This window comes from Micromonospora sp. SYSU B005 (assembly GCF_055362685.1).
Map to the genome: position 1 here is coordinate 59071 of NZ_JAXCFU010000019.1, position 14340 is coordinate 73410.

Genomic DNA, 14340 nt, shown 5'->3' on the forward strand with positions numbered 1-14340 from the left:
AGCCATTCCTTTTTTGTGCCTGAACTGAGAAAGATAGCGCGTCGGCAGCCACCCGACCAAGCCCGGACACGACTCGGGGCCCGGCCGGCGTCAGCCGACCGAGCCCCGGGCACGGCGATTCTCAGCCCTTTGCCGCCTCGTAGAGCCGCTCCGGCGTGACCAGACCGGCGATCACCCGGCCGTCGTCTGTGAGCAGCACGCTGAACAGCTTGCCGCTGAGCAGCCGGCCGCTGCCCCAGTCGCCGCTGACCTTCGGCAGGTCACCGAGCACGCCGGCCAGCATCTGGGCGTCCGGCGCGTCCGCGCCGGGCTTCGCACCGCCGCCGGTCGCCGCGTCGCCGATCTTGGCGACCACCACCGTGGTCCAGCCGGTGCCGACGGTACGGACGTCCGGCTTCTCGGCGTCCTTCTTCTCGAACCGCTTGCCCGCCGGTCCGGGCCGCTCGCCCTCGGTCGCCTCGGTGACCTTCACGCCGGGCGGCGGGTTGAACCGGAACTGGTCGGCCTCCGGCGTGCGGAAGTCGACCTGGGTGAACGCCACCTGGAGCGCCGGCTCGTCCTGCCCGTCGGCGAGCACCTGCAGGCGCAGCGGCACGTGCTCCTTCGCGTCCAGCGCGATCCGGACCTGGTGGACCAGGGACGCCTTGTCGCGCGGCGTGAGCACCAGCTCGTACGCGTCCCGCCCGGCGACTGTGGCGGTGCGGCCGACGGTGACCGCAGTGGTCGGGTCGATCGCCTCCAGCGCCCGGTCCGCGGCGTCGGCCGGGGTGGCCGGCACGGTGGCCCGGTCCGGCGCGTCGGCCGGCAACTTCCGGTGGGTGGCGGTGTTCTCCCGGCTGTTCCAGGTCCAGACGTCCCGCCCGTTGCGCACGATGTCCTGCTCGCCGAGCGTGTCGACGAGCGCGAGCCGCTGGCGGTCCTCGCCGCCGTACCAGACGCGCAGCGTGTGCGTACCGGAGACCAGGCCGGCCAGGTCGTTGCCGGTGGCCTGGCCGGCGAGCGCGGCGATCGGCGGCAGGCCCAGGTCGGCGCGCTGCACCACGGTGCCGGAGAGCCCGTCCAGGCGGGACGTGCGCAGGTCTTCCAGGAGCTGGGCGGCGCTGCGCGGCGGCAGCGCCGGGTCGGCGCCGGCGGCGAACGTGCCGACGGCGGCGCCACCGCCGATCACGGCGACCCCCGCGGTCACCGGGACCAGCCAGCGCAGCACGGCGCGGTTCTTCATCACTGACATAGTGTGCACCTCCTGCGCTCCATGCTGCGCGACCGTCGCTGTGACCACGCTGAGGAGATCCCCTACGGGTGAGCCCGTGGTGGCACCCTGGACCGGTGCGGTTGCTGGTGGTGGAGGACGAGACGCGGCTCGCGGCGGCGCTGCGCCGGGGCCTGTCGGCGGAGGGTTTCGTGGTCGACGTGGCTGCTACCGGCCCGGACGGGCTGGACGCGGCCCGGCACGGCGAGTACGACGCGATGATCCTCGACGTGATGCTGCCCGGCCTGTCCGGCTACGAGGTGGTGCGCCGGCTGCGCGCCGAGCAGCGCTGGCTGCCGGTGCTGATGCTGTCGGCCAAGGACGGCGAGTACGACCAGGCCGACGGCCTGGACTGCGGCGCCGACGACTACCTGACCAAGCCCTTCTCGTACGTGGTGCTGCTGGCCCGCCTGCGGGCGCTGCTGCGCCGTGGCGCGCCCCGGCGGCCGACCGTGCTCACCGTCGGCGACCTGCGCCTGGACCCGGCCCGCCGCCGGGTCACCCGGGCCGACGCCGAGGTGGTGCTGACCAGCCGGGAGTACGCGCTGCTGGACTACCTGATGCGCCGCCCCGGCGAGGTGGTCTCCAAGACCGAGCTGCTGGACCACGTCTGGGACGCCTCTGTCGACACCGCGCCGAACGCGGTGGAGGTCTACGTCGGCTACCTGCGCCGCAAGATCGGCCGGGAGCGGCTGGAGACGGTACGCGGCGCCGGTTACCGGCTGGCGACATGAGCCGGTGGATACGTGGCCCGCTGCCGCGGTTGGGCTTGCGGGCCCGGCTGCTCGCGCTGGGCGTGCTGGGCCTCGTGGTCGGGTTCGCGTTCGGCGGGGCGCTGCTGCTCGGCGCGCTGGGCTGGACGCTGCAACGCTCGGTCGACGAGGAGGCGCTGCGCACCGCCGACGCGGTCGCGCTGCTCACCGCCGAGGACGCGCTGCCGGACCCGCTGCCGGTTGCAGGCGGGCAGTTGCGGGTGCAGGTGGTCGACGCGCAGGGCCGGATCCGGGCCGCTTCGATCGATGCGGACCGCCTGGTGCCGATGCTCGGCCCGGACGAGCTGCGTCCCGGGCAGCGGCAGCGGCTGGTGGTGGACGGGCGGCGCGCCGGCATGCCCGGCCCGGTCCGGGTGGTCACGGTGCCGGCCGGCACACCGCAGGAGCCGCGTACGGTGCTCGTGGCCAAGTCGCTCACCGACGTGCGGCACAGCCTGCACGTGGTCCGCAACCTGTTGCTCGTCGGCTTCCCGCTGCTGGTGGCGGGGCTCGGCGTGGTGGCCTGGCGGGTGGTGGGCGCGACGCTCCGGCCGGTCGAGCAGTTGCGCAGCGGCGCCGCCGAGATCACCGGCCGGGCCGGGGCGGAGCGGCTTCCCGTACCGGCGGGGCAGGACGAGATCCACCGGCTGGCGGTCACGCTCAACGACATGCTGGACCGGCTGGCCGCGTCCCGGGACCGGCAGCGGGCGTTCGTCGCCGACGCCGCGCACGAGCTGCGCAGCCCGCTGACGAACATGCGTACCGAGCTGGAGGTGGCCCGGCGTCTCGGCGACGACACGGACTGGCCGGCGGTCGCCGACGACCTGCTCGCCGACACCGAGCGGCTGAGCCGCCTGGTGGACGACCTGTTGCTGCTTGCCCGCCTCGACGAGCAGGACGCCCGGCCGTCCCCGGTCGGCCCGGTGGAGCTGGGGGAGCTGCTGCGTACGGTGGCCGCCCGCTATCCGTCGCCGCCGCTGCGCCTGACGCCGCCCGACGCGCCCCGGTGGGTCGAGGGCGACGCGGGGGAGCTGCGCCGGGTGCTGGTGAACCTGGTGGACAACGCGCTGCGGCACGCGTACACCGGTGTGGAACTGGCGGTGAGCGGGCCGGACGGTGCGTACCACCTGGTCACGGTGACCGACGACGGGCCGGGCGTCCCGGCGGCGGACCGGGAGCGGGTGTTCGCCCGGTTCACCCGGCTCGACGACGCGCGGGCCCGCGACGCGGGCGGCGCCGGCCTGGGCCTGGCCATCGTGCGCGAGCTGGTGCGCCGGGCCGGCGGCACGGTGGAGCTGGCCGACGCGACGCCCGGCGCGGCCGCGCCGGGGCTGCGCGCGACGGTACGGCTGCCCGCGCTGGCCGAGCCCGAGCCGGAGTGAGCGGTCAGCGGCGTTTCGTGCAGACCGGCCCGGTGCGGGCGACGCTGTCGGTGGACCAGACCAGCGCCACGGTGAAGCAGTAGTCGGTGGTGCGGTCGAGCCCGTAGGCGATGTAGTCGGCCGACCCGGCGGGCAGCGTCGCGAACGTGCCCTGCGGCTGCCCGGCCCGACCCCCGGCGACCACCACCGGTCCTTCCGCGCCGGCCGGGTACGTCCAGCTCAGCACGATGCTGTCGCGCCGGTCGGTGAGGGTGAGTCGTCCGGGTGGCGTACCGGGCTCGGCGGCGGCGGGGGTGGACGGCGCGGGAGCGGCGGAGGTCGGTGGCGGCGCGCTGGAGGCCGGCGGCGGGGTGCCGCGGCCGTCGTCGACCCGGGACACGCCGGCGATCACCGCGATGGTGCCGAGCAGCAGCGCCACCGCCACGCCGAGCACCACGAGCGGCAGCCAGGGACGGGCGCGCCGCTCGGCCGCGGCTGGCCGGGGCACGTGCACCGGCAGGTAGCGCGACGGCGGCTCGGGCGGGGGCGGCGGCACGCGGCGTACCCCGTCGGGCTGGTCGTCGGCGAGCCCGACCACAGTGGGCGGCAGCGGGTCCGCGCCCGGTCGCCACGGTTGCTCGGCCGGCTCGTCGGGCGGCCACGGGTAGTCGTCGAGCCCGTCGGCCTCCGGTGCGGTACGCGGTGTCGGCACGTGCGCGGTCTCGGCGGCGCGTCCGGGCGGGTGGTAGAGCGGCGTCTCGACCGGTTCGTCGAGCGCGGGCGGACTGTAGGGCGGCAGGTCGTGCGGCCCTTCGGCGGGCGGGGGGACCCGGGCGGCGGGCACCACAGGCGTGGTCCGCGCGGGCGGCGGCTCGGGAGCGGGGGCGGGGCAGACGTGGTCCGGGTCGGCGGCGGCGCGGGCGAGCGCGGCCACCTGGGCGGCGAGCGGGTCGTCGAAGTCCAGGTGCAGGCGGCACAGCTCCTCGGCGAGCGTCAGGTGCTCGTGCGAGTCGGCGTACCGGCCGCAGTCGCGTTCCATCGCGCCGAGCTTCGCCAGCATCTTGATGCCGCTGGGGTGGCCGTCGCCGTACACCTCGCGGTGCAGCTCCCAGGCGTCCTGCAACCGGTCGCGGGCCACCTCGCACTGGCCGCGCGCGTACTCCACGGTGGCCAGATCGGCGTGCGCGGCCAGCACCTGCTGCGACTCCGGGCCGTTGCGGGCGGTCAGCTCGATGATGACGTCGGAGTAGAGCCTGGCGGCCCGGGCGTCGCTGCCGACCCGGTGCAGCACCGCGGCGAGCGTCGCGGCGGCGGTGACGGTGCGCTCGTCGGAGCGGCCGTACAGCCGGGTGGCGGCCGCGTACGCGAACGCTGCCCAGCCGCGGGCGGAGTGCGGCTCGCCGAGCGCGACGAGCACCTTGGCCTGGAGCCCGGCCGCCTCGGCCAGCTCGGGGGAGGCGTTGCCGGGGCGGGGATCGGCGTCGCTGAGCGCGTCGGCGAGCAGCCGGTGCGCGCCGTCGAGGTCGCCTTCGGACACCAGATGGTGCGCCTGGACGGTCAGGTCAGCGAAGCCGGAGGACACGCCCCATCGTGCTCGTCCGGCGACGGTATGTACAAGACCCGGAGTGGATCAGTTTGGTCCCGAATCCGTCAGGTGGTCGGCGAGTGTCTCGCTGATCCGGCGGAGCTGGTCGACCTGGGCCGGGCTGAGCGCGTCGAACAGGTGCCGGCGTACCCCTTCGACGTGGCCGGGCGCGGCGGCGGCCAGGGTGGCGAAGCCCTCGTCGGTGAGCACGGCGACCTGCCCGCGCCGGTCGGTGGGGCAGTCCCCCCGGCGGATCCACCCGGACGCCTCCAGCCGGGCGGCGGCGTGCGACAGCCGGCTGCGCGACGAGCCGGTCAGCTCGGCCAGCTCGCTCATCCGCAGCCGTCGGCCGGGGGCCTCGGAGAGGCGGACCAGGATCTCGTAGTACGCGTGCGGCATGCCCGCGTCGCGTTGCAGCTCACGGTCGAGCGTCTCCATCAGTCCTCGGGAGGCGGTCAGGAAGGCCCGCCAGGTCCGCTGTTCGTCGGGGTCCAGCCACCGGGTCATGACGCCCATCATACCGTCGATAGTTGAACGCTCAACAAAACCGGGGTACGGTCGGTGACATGGGCATCCACCGACTCAACCACGCCGTCCTCTACGTCAGTGACCTGGAACGCAGCGTCGCCTTCTACGGCGACGTGCTGGGCTTCCGCCGGGTGCCGATGACGCCCGAGGGCTTCCGCGGCGCCGCCTTCCTCCAGGCGCCCGACTCCACCAACGACCACGACCTCGGCCTGTTCGAGATCGGCGCGGCGGCCGGGGCGTCCCAGGCCGGCCGGGCCACCGTCGGTCTCTACCACCTGGCCTGGGAGCTGGACACGCTCGACGAGCTGGCCGCCACCGCCGAGCGGCTCTCCACCGCCGGAGCGCTGGTCGGCGCGTCCGACCACGGCACCACCAAGAGCCTCTACGGCCGCGACCCGGACGGGCTGGAGTTCGAGATCGTCTGGATCGTCCCGGCCGACCTGCTCGACGACGCCGCGCTCGCCGCGCGTACCCGCATCGGGCGGCTCGACCTCGACCGCGAGCGGCAGCGCTACGGCGGGCAGACCCGCGGCGGCGTGGGCATCTCCGTGCCGGTCTGAGCGGGGTTCGCGGCCGGGCCCGCCGCGCCGTGCGGTAGAAACGGCACCATGCCGACCGACGCCGTCCTGCGCGAGCTGCTCGTCCGCCAGCTCGACCACTGGCTCCCCGCCGCGCTGCACCGGGCGCGGCGGGCCACGCTCGCGCTCGCGTACGCCGGGGGTGACGCCACCGGCGCGGAGGACGCGCTGCGGGTGGTGGCCGAGTTCGCCGACCGGCTGCGCGGACGGCGGCTGACCGTGCTGGTGGTCGCCGACGACGGCACCGACCTGCCGGTACGCCTCGGCGCCGCCGAGGCCGCGCTTCCCGCCGACGTCGCCGTGCACCTGGTGCCCGGCGGCCCGGACCGGCTGCCGGTGGCGCTCAAGGCCGCCGGTGCGGCCGGCGCTCCGCTGCTCGTCGTGGCCGACGGCGCCGACCCGGATCCGGCCCTGCTGGCCGCCGCCGCGTCCGGGCGCCCGGCCGAGCTGCTGCTCGTCACCACGCCCGGCCGGTCGCTGCGCCCGGCGTTCACCGGCGCCGGGTTCCCGCTCGTCACCGAGGTGGAGCTGGTGCCCGACGGGGCCGGCCCGGCGCGGCTGCTCGGCTACGGCACCGGCTCCGACCGCGGGCTGGAGGCGGTCAAGGAGGCGCTCTGGGCGGTCGACGAGTACGCCGGCGTGCGCTACCGCGACCCGGCCGACCCGCAGGGCCGGCTGCTCGACATCTCGCTCGACCCCGAACCCGGCCCGCTGCGCCGGGAACTGCTGGCCGAACTGGCCCGCTCCGGCCCGCAGACGGTCACCGGTCTGCGCCGCTTCGCCACCACGGCGACCGTCTACCGGGCCGCCGACGCCAATCGGGCGCTGGCCTCGCTGCTCGCCTCGGGCGCGGTGACGCGCGACCCGGAGCACGGCCGGCTCGGCGGGGACGTGACGATCAGCGCCGTGGAGAACGCTGGGTCATCTGCTTGACCACTATCGACGCCCCGGTCGCGACCACCCCGATGCTGAACACCATCTGCGCGCACACCGCCACCCGGGCGATCTGCCCCTGGGCGTGCACGTCGCCGTAGCCGACAGTGGTGAGCGTCGCGAGCGCGAAGTAGAGCGCGTCCACCCGGGTGCGCAGGCCGACGAACTCGCCGGGCCGGGTGTTCGCCACCACGTAATCGCCGAGCGCGAAGACCAGCAGCCCGGCGATCAGCGCGACCGCGAGCCGGGTCAGCGCCCGGTCCTCGTCCCGGCCGGTCGGCTGGTCCTTGACGAGCTGGCGGCGGACCTGACCGGTGACCAGGAACGCGATCACTGCCACCAGGACCAGCGTGCCGGCCGAGCGCAGGACCAGCCGCAGGCCGTTCGGGTCGGCCTCGACCGGCACCAGGAAGTAGCCTACGAGCATGAGCAGGCAGGCCGCCGCGGCCCGCCGTCGTATCCGCCGCAGCAACAGGTCCGCCATGTGGCGATTCTCCGGCCACCGCAACGCCGTGACGGGCGGAACCGCGATCCCGGTCCGCAAGCGACGAGCGGGGTGCCGGCGAATCGCCGGCACCCCGCTCGTCGCCTGGAAGGTCAGGCCTTGTCCTGCTTCCAGGACAGCGGCCCCGGAAGATCCACGCGGTGGGCGCGGGTGTTCGAGTTCCAGGACCAGCGGCCGATCTTGATGCTCCACGACGAGAAGCCGTTCTGGGTGAAGTGGAGGATCAGCGGCCCGTACTTCTTACGCTTGCGGAACTGGACGCCCATCGGGGGTGCCTCCTTCGTCTCCCTGCCTCTGCAGTCGTCTGCATGCCTTCGCGGCATCGAACATGCCCGGATCGACGATTCGCGAAACCCTGCCCGATCCGCTCTGGACGGTGGGACCGGCGCCGGGCAAAATCTCTATCCAACGGGTAGGTGTTAAGGAGTAGTAAATGCTGGTGGATGCGTGCCGTAACAAAGCCAGCGATGAAAGTCTCACTGACTGGAAGGGCGTTGACCGGCGCCGTGAGTGGTCGGCAGCATGAGTGCCGGGTCGCCCCGCATCGCTTCCCTCATCCGGGGGTACCGAGAGAGAACACAGCGCCGCCGCTGCTACCCCTGGACTGGAGGCTCTCGTGGACCACGTGCATGCACCGTCACGTCGTGAGCTGGTGGCGTCGTGACCACCGTGGACCGGCCCGGCGCCACCGCCGTCGAGCTGCGCCCGGTCGACGTCGACTCGTTCCGCGGCCTGCTGCGCCGCCAGGCGTCCACCGTCACCGTGGTCACCACGCCCGGCCTGCGCGGCAACCGGATGCGGCCGGACCTGCCGCCGGCCGGCTTCACCGCCACCTCGTTCACGTCGGTGTCGCTCGACCCGCCGCTGGTCTCGGTCTGCCTGGGCCACGCGTCGTCGAGCTGGCCCACAGTCGAGCAGGCCGAGCACGTCGCGGTGCACCTGCTCGCCTCCGGCCAGCAGGAGATCGCCCAGATCTTCGCCACCAGCGGCATCGACCGGTTCAGCGCCCACCCGGGCTGGACCACCGGGCCGTTCGGGGTGCCGCTGATCGGCGACGCGCTCGCCGTGCTGCTGTGCCGCGTGGTGCGCCGGATCGAGGCGGGTGACCACACCATCCTGCTCGGTGAGCCGCTCGCGCTCGGCGCGGGCGAGGACGGCGACCCGCTGCTGCACCACCGGGGCACCTACACCACCACGCTCGGCGACTGGCCCGAGGCGTGGTGACCACCGCCGCCGAGGAGCTGATCGCGCTCGACCGGGCCGCCCAGGACCTGCTGTTCCGGGCGGCCCGCACGGCCAACGCGTTCACCGACGAGCCGGTCGCCGACGAGCACGTCCGCGCCATCCACGACCTGATCCGGTACGGCCCGACCGCGATGAACGCCCAGCCGCTGCGGGTGCTGTTGCTGCGCTCCGCGGCGGCCCGGGCGCGGCTGCTGCCGTACGTCAGCGCCGGCAACCGGGACAAGACGGCCGGCGCGCCGCTGACCGCTGTGCTCGCCGCCGACGTGGACTGGCACGACCGGCTGCCCGAGCTGTTCCCGCACCGCCCCGGCGCCCGCGACTGGTTCACCGGCGACCCGGCCGGCCGGGAGGCGCAGGCCCGGTTCAACGCCGCGCTCCAGATCGGCTACCTGATCGTCGGCGTACGCGCCGCCGGGCTGGCCGCCGGACCGATGGCCGGGTTCGACGCGGCAGGCGCGGAACGGGAGTTCTTCCCCGGCGGCCGGCACCGGGTACTGCTGCTGATGAACATCGGCCGCCCGGCACCGGACGCCTGGCGGGAACGGCTGCCGCGCCTGCCCTACGAGGAGGTGGTCGGCACGCTGTGAGTCAGCGGGGCTCCCACGCGTCCGGCTGCGCGGTCAGCTTCCGTACGTGCGCCGGCAGCCGGCCACTGACCAGCTCGTCGAGGCTCACCTCGTCGACCACGCGGCGCACCGAGGCGCGTACCGCCACCCAGAGGCGGGGCAGGTTCTCCGCCGCCCCCTCGTACCGGGTCTCCTCGGGGCGCAGCCCGCGTACCCCGGCGAGCGGACCGTCGACGGCGCGCAACACATGGCCGATGGTGATCTCGCGCGGCGGCCGGGCCAGCGTGTAGCCGCCCTCGGCGCCGCGCTGGGCCCGGACGACCCCGGCCCGGCGCAGGTCGGCCAGCACCGCCTCGAGGAACTTGCGCGGCATGTCCTGCTCCGCCGCGATGGCCTGGGTGGACAGCAGGGTCGGGTACGCGGTGGCCAGGCTCAGGGCTGCCCGGACCGCGTAGTCGCCGCGCGCGGAGATCTGCACAGTGCCATCATGCCTGGCCGCCGGGCGCGGGGGAGTCGGCGGGCGGCCGGGGTCGCACCAGACGGACGGGCAGCGGGCGCTCGCGCTCGGCCCGGAACGTCCCCGGGCTCACCCCGACCTCCCGGGTGAAGAAGCGGCCGAAGTTCGTCGGCTCGGGAAAACCCAGCTCCCGGCCGATCGCGGCGATCGACTCGTCGGTGGCGGCGAGCAGCCGGCACGCCTGCAACGCCACCCGCTCGTCGATCACCTGCTTGGCGCTGCGGCCGGTCACCGCCAGGCAGGCCCGGGTCAGGGTACGCACCGAACACCCGAGCTGGGCGGCGTAGTCCTCCACCCGGCGGGTGTGCCGGTAGCCGCGTTCCACCTCGCGGCACAGCCGCCGGAACGTCTCCGTCTCGGCCCGGGGCGTCGCGCCGTCGCCCGGATGCGGCAGCAGGCTCAGCCGCAGCAGCAGGACGGCGACCTGGTGACGCAGCAGCGCCGCGGCCGCAGGCACCAGCGCGTGCCGGTCGGCGTCCACGGCGAGCTGGCTCACCTCGCTGATCACCGCGTCCTCGTCCTCGCCGGCGAGCTGGCGGTGCGCCGGTACCGCGTCCGGGTCGACGTCGAGGCCGCGCAGCGCGTCCGGCCGCCAGCTCACCACCGTCGCGTCGAGCTGGGCGCCGACGAACCGCAGCGCCTGGCCGGGATGCGCGCGCAGCAGCGTGCCCGGACGGCAGGGGACCGGCCGGAAGTCCAGCTCGGCGGTGCCGTGGCCGTGGGTGACCAGGATCAGCAGATCACGGTCGAGCAGGACCGGGCGCGGCCAGCCGGGCTCGGCGGCGAGGTCGCCGAGCACACCGGTGACGATCTCGTCGGTGCCGGAACGGAGCTCCGGCAGACCGGTGCGGGTGGCCGGGGAGGGCTGACCGGTAGTGACCATCATCCCGACGGTAACCGGAGCGCCCGCACGTTGCATCTCGACGGTTTCACCCGCTCGGGCCGCTCTTGTCGGCACCCGAGCCGGACGGTTAGGTTACCGATCGGTAAGACCCGGGCCGGAGTGCGTCGCGCACCCGGCCGACGCGGCCCCGGCCGACCGGCCCGCGGCCGGGCGACGGCGATGGGATGGGCATGACGGATCTGTTCTCGGTCGACGGCAAGACGGTCCTGGTCACCGGCGGCTCACGCGGGATCGGGCTGATGATCGCGCGCGGCTTCGTCCGGGCCGGCGCCAAGGTGATCATCTCGTCGCGCAAGGCGGACGTGTGCGAGTCGGTCGCCAAGGAACTGTCCGCCGAGGGCCACTGCGAGGCGATCCCGGCCGACCTGGGCAGCGACGCGGGCGCGCTGGCGCTCGCCGAGGCCGTGCGCGAGCGCCACGACCGGCTGCATGTGCTCGTCAACAACGCGGGCGCCACCTGGGGCGCGCCGCTGGAGGAGTACCCGGAGGGCGCCTTCGACAAGCTCTGGGCGGTCAACGTCAAGGCCGTCTTCCGGCTGACCACCGCGCTGCTGCCGCAACTGCGCGCCGCGGCCGGCGCCGACGACCCGGCCCGCGTGATCAACATCGGGTCGATCGACGGCATCCGGGTGCCGTGGATGGAGGTGTACGCGTACTCCGCCACCAAGGCAGCGGTGCACATGCTCACCCGCGGCCTCGCCCACCAGCTCGCCGGTGAGCAGATCACCGTCAACGCGATCGCGCCCGGACCGTTCGAGAGCAAGATGATGGCGTTCGCGCTGGACGACCCCGAGTCGCGCGCCGCCATCGAGCAGCAGGTGCCGCTGGGCCGGATCGGCCGGCCCGAGGACATGGCGGGCACGGCGATCTACCTGGCGTCCCGCGCCGGCGCGTACCTGACCGGAGCGGTCATCCCGGTCGACGGCGGGATCACCACGCGCGGCTGACGCGTACCCCCGGTTGCAGACGGCCCGGGGCCGCGCGGACTCGGCAGATCCGCGCGGCCCCGGGTGTCGCCGTGTCAGCGACCGGCGAGCAGCCGGTTCACCGCGGTGTCGACGTCCAGGTGCTCGGCCTCGCGGCCGCGCGGGACGACGACGTAGGTCCGGCGCAGGAAGCGCACCAGCACGCTGCGCGGAACCTCGAACAGGGCGTTGCCGTCCGGCGACGACAGCGCCAGCGCGACGAAGTCGCCGCGCGGGGTGGCCCACGGCCAGACCCGCACGTCACCGATGCCGGCCGGTTCGTCGAGCCCGGTGACCAGCAGTTCGCGTGCGAACGACCAGCTCACCGCCTCGCCGCCGGCGGACTCGGCGTGGAACAGGACATGGACCGCATACGGGTCAGCAGGGTCGTAACGCAGGCTGGCACGCACCGGCAAGGCGGTGGCGTCAGGCGCGACGAGCCTTAGCGACGTCTCGACCTCTACGGTCGTCGGTCGGATGACACTCATGGACGTTCTCCCCCCGGCACCGCTGCGGAACGCGCGTGTCCCGCTTTTCCCATACTCAGGTGCTGCTCCTGGCTACGCTCCGCCATACGCTGACTTCACCCAGTGGTGGGAAGGGGTTCCGAAAGCCCCCGGGACCGCGTGGCCCCGCGTAGAATTTCCGGTTCCGCCCACTCCGTCGTTCCGCCCGGCAACGGGTGGTTCAGTCGTCGACTTACTCCGGTAACGTCCAGTCGTGAGCAGGGGTGACGGTCCCGCGCGACACTGGGGGTGGAAATGGTCACGAGGGGCTCCTCGGTGACGTCGCGGACCACGGCCGAATCGCCGAAAGGTGCGGCCCGAGCAGCCGAAAGTCGGGGGTACGAGGTGCCGGTGGAAGGGCGGTCGCAAGGCGCTCTCATGGAGCAGCGCCGGCGGCGACGGGGCTGGCGCGGGCGCCTGCACACCACGCTCGACCTGATCCGCGCCAACCCCACCGGCCGCGTCGCCCTGAAGATCTTCATCGGCATCCTCGGCGCCATCGTCGTCACAGTCGGTATCGCGCTGATCCCGCTGCCAGGCCCCGGCTGGCTGCTGGTCATCGCCGGCCTCGGCGTCTGGGCGGTCGAGTTCCACTGGGCGCGACGGCTGCTCGCGTTCACCCGCCGGCACGTCAACTCCTGGACGCGCTGGGTGAAGATGCGGTCGCTGGGTGTGCGGTTCGTGCTCGGGGCGGTCGGGCTCGCGTTCGTGTCCGTGGTGGTGTGGCTGTCGCTCAAGTACAGCTTCGGCATCGACGTGGTGGCGGAGGCGCTGCACTACCTCGCGACGCACTGAGGCCCGGTTTTTGGTCCGGGCAGGTGATCGGGTAGAGTCATGCGCGCTGAGGGCGATTAGCTCAGCGGGAGAGCGCTTCGTTCACACCGAAGAGGTCACTGGTTCGATCCCAGTATCGCCCACGCAGGTCAAAGGCCACTTCCCGGCTTCGGGAGGTGGCCTTTCTGCTTGCGTACAGCAGCAGCGTCAGCGGCTGGTCAGCGAACCCGTCGCCAAGGCGTAAGCCGGCGCATCTGCAGTCATGCCAGCAGGGCAGCTCGGCCGCATCGCCGACGCCAGTTCCCCTCCGCTTCAGAACCGTCCCAGGCTCCGATGCGCTGTGGACAGCGGCTACGAAGCTGCGGCTACCAATGGGCGGTCGATGACCTCCGCTTCGTTCTTCGCAGCAGCGCAGCAGCGTGCAGTAGCGGGCTGTTGCCGAATTCGTCTGTACTAGATCAAGCGCGCTCCGCGCGGCGCGGGCCGGGGCGCGGCAAACGGCTCCTGCGGAGCCGCCGCCCCGGCACCTACGGTGCCGGGGCGGAAAAGTCAGCCAGCCCGAACCCCACGCCCCGCCCCTCGCGTCACACCTGGGCCAGTGAAGTGACCCGGTGACGAGTCCCGAAGAACGACCAGGGCCAGGCGGACACCCATCCACCTGGGTTCCGGCGATCCGAAGCAGCACGAGATCCGACAGGCCAACCGCGGCAGACGAAGTTGCCGAACGGTTCCGCACGGTCGCCCAGGCTCCAGGGTGGGGAAGGGTGGAGGTGGGTATGCGGGGGTTGAAGGTGAGGGAGGCGGCGGGGTTAGAGCTGCGCCTCCGGCGGGGGCCAAACGACTCCGAGATGGAGTTGCCGAACGGTTCTGGTAGGAGGGTGGTTGAGGTGGGATGCCATCCCGTCAGCCGGCGACCCAGGCAAGCCGAGCAGACCAGGGCCAGGGCGACAAGGTCGTTCGTCCGGTAGGGCGCTCCACCTTGTCGCCCTGGCCCTGGCCCGCTCCACGGTGTGTGGGTCGGCGGCAGACGGGATGGAGGTGGGTTTATCTGGAGGGAGTCTCCAGGTCAGACCTTAGGCCTATACGGCGTCGACCTGCTGGTTGGTCTATTCCTTTATCGAGAGACGAGAGGATTAGGTTAAACAGAAACAAAAGCCTTGCGAATTTCAGTACTGCCAACGCAAGGGCCACCTCAAACACCCATTGCGATCCTCTGGGACTGGTTTTCGTGTCGATGCTCATTGCGACGAGGCACAATACTGTGCCCAGCATTAGAGCGTGTTTGAGATCGGGTTGATCAGGTCCGGGTGAAGGTGCGGCGGGCTTGGCGGCGTGCGGGTTGGCCGCGGGTGATGCGGCGGGTCATGCCGGC

Annotated in this window: 16 protein-coding genes and 1 tRNA gene; 9 read left to right on the top strand and 8 right to left on the bottom strand. The window is 73.4% G+C overall.

The window, feature by feature from the left end; translation table 11 throughout:
• Positions 1-121 precede the first annotated feature (121 nt).
• The gene (locus tag SM452_RS28000; RefSeq protein ID WP_463841028.1) at positions 122-1231 is read right to left on the bottom strand and encodes a LolA family protein; all 1110 of its coding nucleotides are present in this window, start codon (positions 1229-1231) and stop codon (positions 122-124) included.
• 95 nt (positions 1232-1326) lie between these two features.
• Between SM452_RS28000 and SM452_RS28005 the strand changes: the two genes are divergently transcribed.
• Both SM452_RS28005 and SM452_RS28010 read left to right on the top strand, forming a co-directional pair.
• Positions 1327-1983 (top strand): response regulator transcription factor, encoded by a 657-nt coding sequence (locus SM452_RS28005; RefSeq protein ID WP_302905737.1) that lies wholly within the window; start codon positions 1327-1329, stop codon positions 1981-1983.
• Positions 1980-3383 carry a sensor histidine kinase gene (locus SM452_RS28010; RefSeq protein ID WP_262012028.1) on the top strand — a complete coding sequence of 468 codons (1404 nt, stop codon included), beginning with the start codon at positions 1980-1982 and terminating at the stop codon, positions 3381-3383. The genes SM452_RS28005 and SM452_RS28010 overlap by 4 nt, the downstream gene beginning before the upstream one ends.
• Positions 3384-3387: 4 nt before the next feature.
• Here the strand turns inward: SM452_RS28010 and SM452_RS28015 are convergent, their stop codons facing one another.
• Together SM452_RS28015 and SM452_RS28020 are read right to left on the bottom strand one after the other, a co-directional pair.
• Positions 3388-4944 (bottom strand): tetratricopeptide repeat protein, encoded by a 1557-nt coding sequence (locus SM452_RS28015; RefSeq protein ID WP_355513228.1) that lies wholly within the window; start codon positions 4942-4944, stop codon positions 3388-3390.
• 48 nt (positions 4945-4992) lie between these two features.
• A complete protein-coding gene (locus SM452_RS28020) occupies positions 4993-5463 on the bottom strand; it encodes a MarR family winged helix-turn-helix transcriptional regulator (protein WP_463841029.1) in 471 nt (156 codons plus the stop codon).
• 50 nt (positions 5464-5513) lie between these two features.
• Between SM452_RS28020 and SM452_RS28025 the strand changes: the two genes are divergently transcribed.
• Complete coding sequence (locus SM452_RS28025) at positions 5514-6035, top strand: VOC family protein (protein ID WP_194802598.1); 522 nt, start codon at positions 5514-5516, stop codon at positions 6033-6035.
• A gap of 48 nt (positions 6036-6083) precedes the next feature.
• Positions 6084-6986, top strand: coding sequence for a hypothetical protein (locus SM452_RS28030; protein WP_463841030.1), 903 nt, complete (start codon positions 6084-6086; stop codon positions 6984-6986).
• On the opposite strand, the gene SM452_RS28035 is transcribed toward SM452_RS28030, so the two are convergent.
• Positions 6952-7470 (bottom strand): potassium channel family protein, encoded by a 519-nt coding sequence (locus SM452_RS28035; RefSeq protein WP_463841031.1) that lies wholly within the window; start codon positions 7468-7470, stop codon positions 6952-6954. The genes SM452_RS28030 and SM452_RS28035 overlap by 35 nt on opposite strands.
• 113 nt (positions 7471-7583) lie before the next feature.
• Positions 7584-7757: a DUF4236 domain-containing protein gene (locus SM452_RS28040; protein WP_064498970.1), complete on the bottom strand. Its 174-nt coding sequence runs from the start codon at positions 7755-7757 to the stop codon at positions 7584-7586.
• Between the two features lie 394 nt (positions 7758-8151).
• Here SM452_RS28040 and SM452_RS28045 point away from each other — a divergent pair, with 394 nt between their 5' ends.
• Both SM452_RS28045 and SM452_RS28050 read left to right on the top strand, forming a co-directional pair.
• Positions 8152-8715, top strand: coding sequence for a flavin reductase family protein (locus SM452_RS28045; protein ID WP_463841032.1), 564 nt, complete (start codon positions 8152-8154; stop codon positions 8713-8715).
• The gene (locus tag SM452_RS28050; RefSeq protein WP_463841033.1) at positions 8712-9323 is read left to right on the top strand and encodes a malonic semialdehyde reductase; all 612 of its coding nucleotides are present in this window, start codon (positions 8712-8714) and stop codon (positions 9321-9323) included. Before SM452_RS28045 ends, SM452_RS28050 begins: the two co-directional genes overlap by 4 nt.
• A 1-nt stretch (position 9324) precedes the next feature.
• Here SM452_RS28050 and SM452_RS28055 read toward each other — a convergent pair whose 3' ends face one another.
• Together SM452_RS28055 and SM452_RS28060 are read right to left on the bottom strand one after the other, a co-directional pair.
• Positions 9325-9780, bottom strand: coding sequence for an RrF2 family transcriptional regulator (locus tag SM452_RS28055; protein ID WP_013284925.1), 456 nt, complete (start codon positions 9778-9780; stop codon positions 9325-9327).
• 7 nt (positions 9781-9787) lie between these two features.
• The gene (locus tag SM452_RS28060) at positions 9788-10705 is read right to left on the bottom strand and encodes a helix-turn-helix transcriptional regulator (RefSeq protein WP_463841034.1); all 918 of its coding nucleotides are present in this window, start codon (positions 10703-10705) and stop codon (positions 9788-9790) included.
• Between the two features lie 188 nt (positions 10706-10893).
• On the opposite strand from SM452_RS28060, the gene SM452_RS28065 reads away from it, so the two are divergent.
• The gene (locus SM452_RS28065; protein ID WP_091427952.1) at positions 10894-11670 is read left to right on the top strand and encodes a glucose 1-dehydrogenase; all 777 of its coding nucleotides are present in this window, start codon (positions 10894-10896) and stop codon (positions 11668-11670) included.
• Between the two features lie 74 nt (positions 11671-11744).
• Here SM452_RS28065 and SM452_RS28070 read toward each other — a convergent pair whose 3' ends face one another.
• Positions 11745-12176, bottom strand: a complete 432-nt coding sequence (locus tag SM452_RS28070) for an SsgA family sporulation/cell division regulator (protein ID WP_007457244.1) — start codon at positions 12174-12176, stop codon at positions 11745-11747.
• A 273-nt stretch (positions 12177-12449) separates the two neighbouring features.
• Between SM452_RS28070 and SM452_RS28075 the strand changes: the two genes are divergently transcribed.
• A complete protein-coding gene (locus tag SM452_RS28075) occupies positions 12450-12989 on the top strand; it encodes a TIGR02611 family protein (RefSeq protein ID WP_187690206.1) in 540 nt (179 codons plus the stop codon).
• 50 nt (positions 12990-13039) lie between these two features.
• A tRNA-Val gene (locus tag SM452_RS28080) sits at positions 13040-13111 on the top strand.
• The last annotated feature ends 1229 nt before the right edge of the window (positions 13112-14340 follow it).

Bases quoted from the DNA above. Each gene is read 5' to 3' on its own strand.
- SM452_RS28000 (WP_463841028.1), bottom strand. From the start codon at position 1,231: ATGTCAGTGATGAAGAACCGCGCCGTGCTGCGCTGGCTGGTCCCGGTG.
- SM452_RS28010 (WP_262012028.1), top strand. From the start codon at position 1,980: ATGAGCCGGTGGATACGTGGCCCGCTGCCGCGGTTGGGCTTGCGGGCC.
- SM452_RS28020 (WP_463841029.1), bottom strand. From the start codon at position 5,463: ATGGGCGTCATGACCCGGTGGCTGGACCCCGACGAACAGCGGACCTGG.
- SM452_RS28025 (WP_194802598.1), top strand. From the start codon at position 5,514: ATGGGCATCCACCGACTCAACCACGCCGTCCTCTACGTCAGTGACCTG.
- SM452_RS28030 (WP_463841030.1), top strand. From the start codon at position 6,084: ATGCCGACCGACGCCGTCCTGCGCGAGCTGCTCGTCCGCCAGCTCGAC.
- SM452_RS28035 (WP_463841031.1), bottom strand. From the start codon at position 7,470: ATGGCGGACCTGTTGCTGCGGCGGATACGACGGCGGGCCGCGGCGGCC.
- SM452_RS28040 (WP_064498970.1), bottom strand. From the start codon at position 7,757: ATGGGCGTCCAGTTCCGCAAGCGTAAGAAGTACGGGCCGCTGATCCTC.
- SM452_RS28060 (WP_463841034.1), bottom strand. From the start codon at position 10,705: ATGATGGTCACTACCGGTCAGCCCTCCCCGGCCACCCGCACCGGTCTG.
- SM452_RS28065 (WP_091427952.1), top strand. From the start codon at position 10,894: ATGACGGATCTGTTCTCGGTCGACGGCAAGACGGTCCTGGTCACCGGC.
- SM452_RS28070 (WP_007457244.1), bottom strand. From the start codon at position 12,176: ATGAGTGTCATCCGACCGACGACCGTAGAGGTCGAGACGTCGCTAAGG.
- SM452_RS28075 (WP_187690206.1), top strand. From the start codon at position 12,450: ATGGTCACGAGGGGCTCCTCGGTGACGTCGCGGACCACGGCCGAATCG.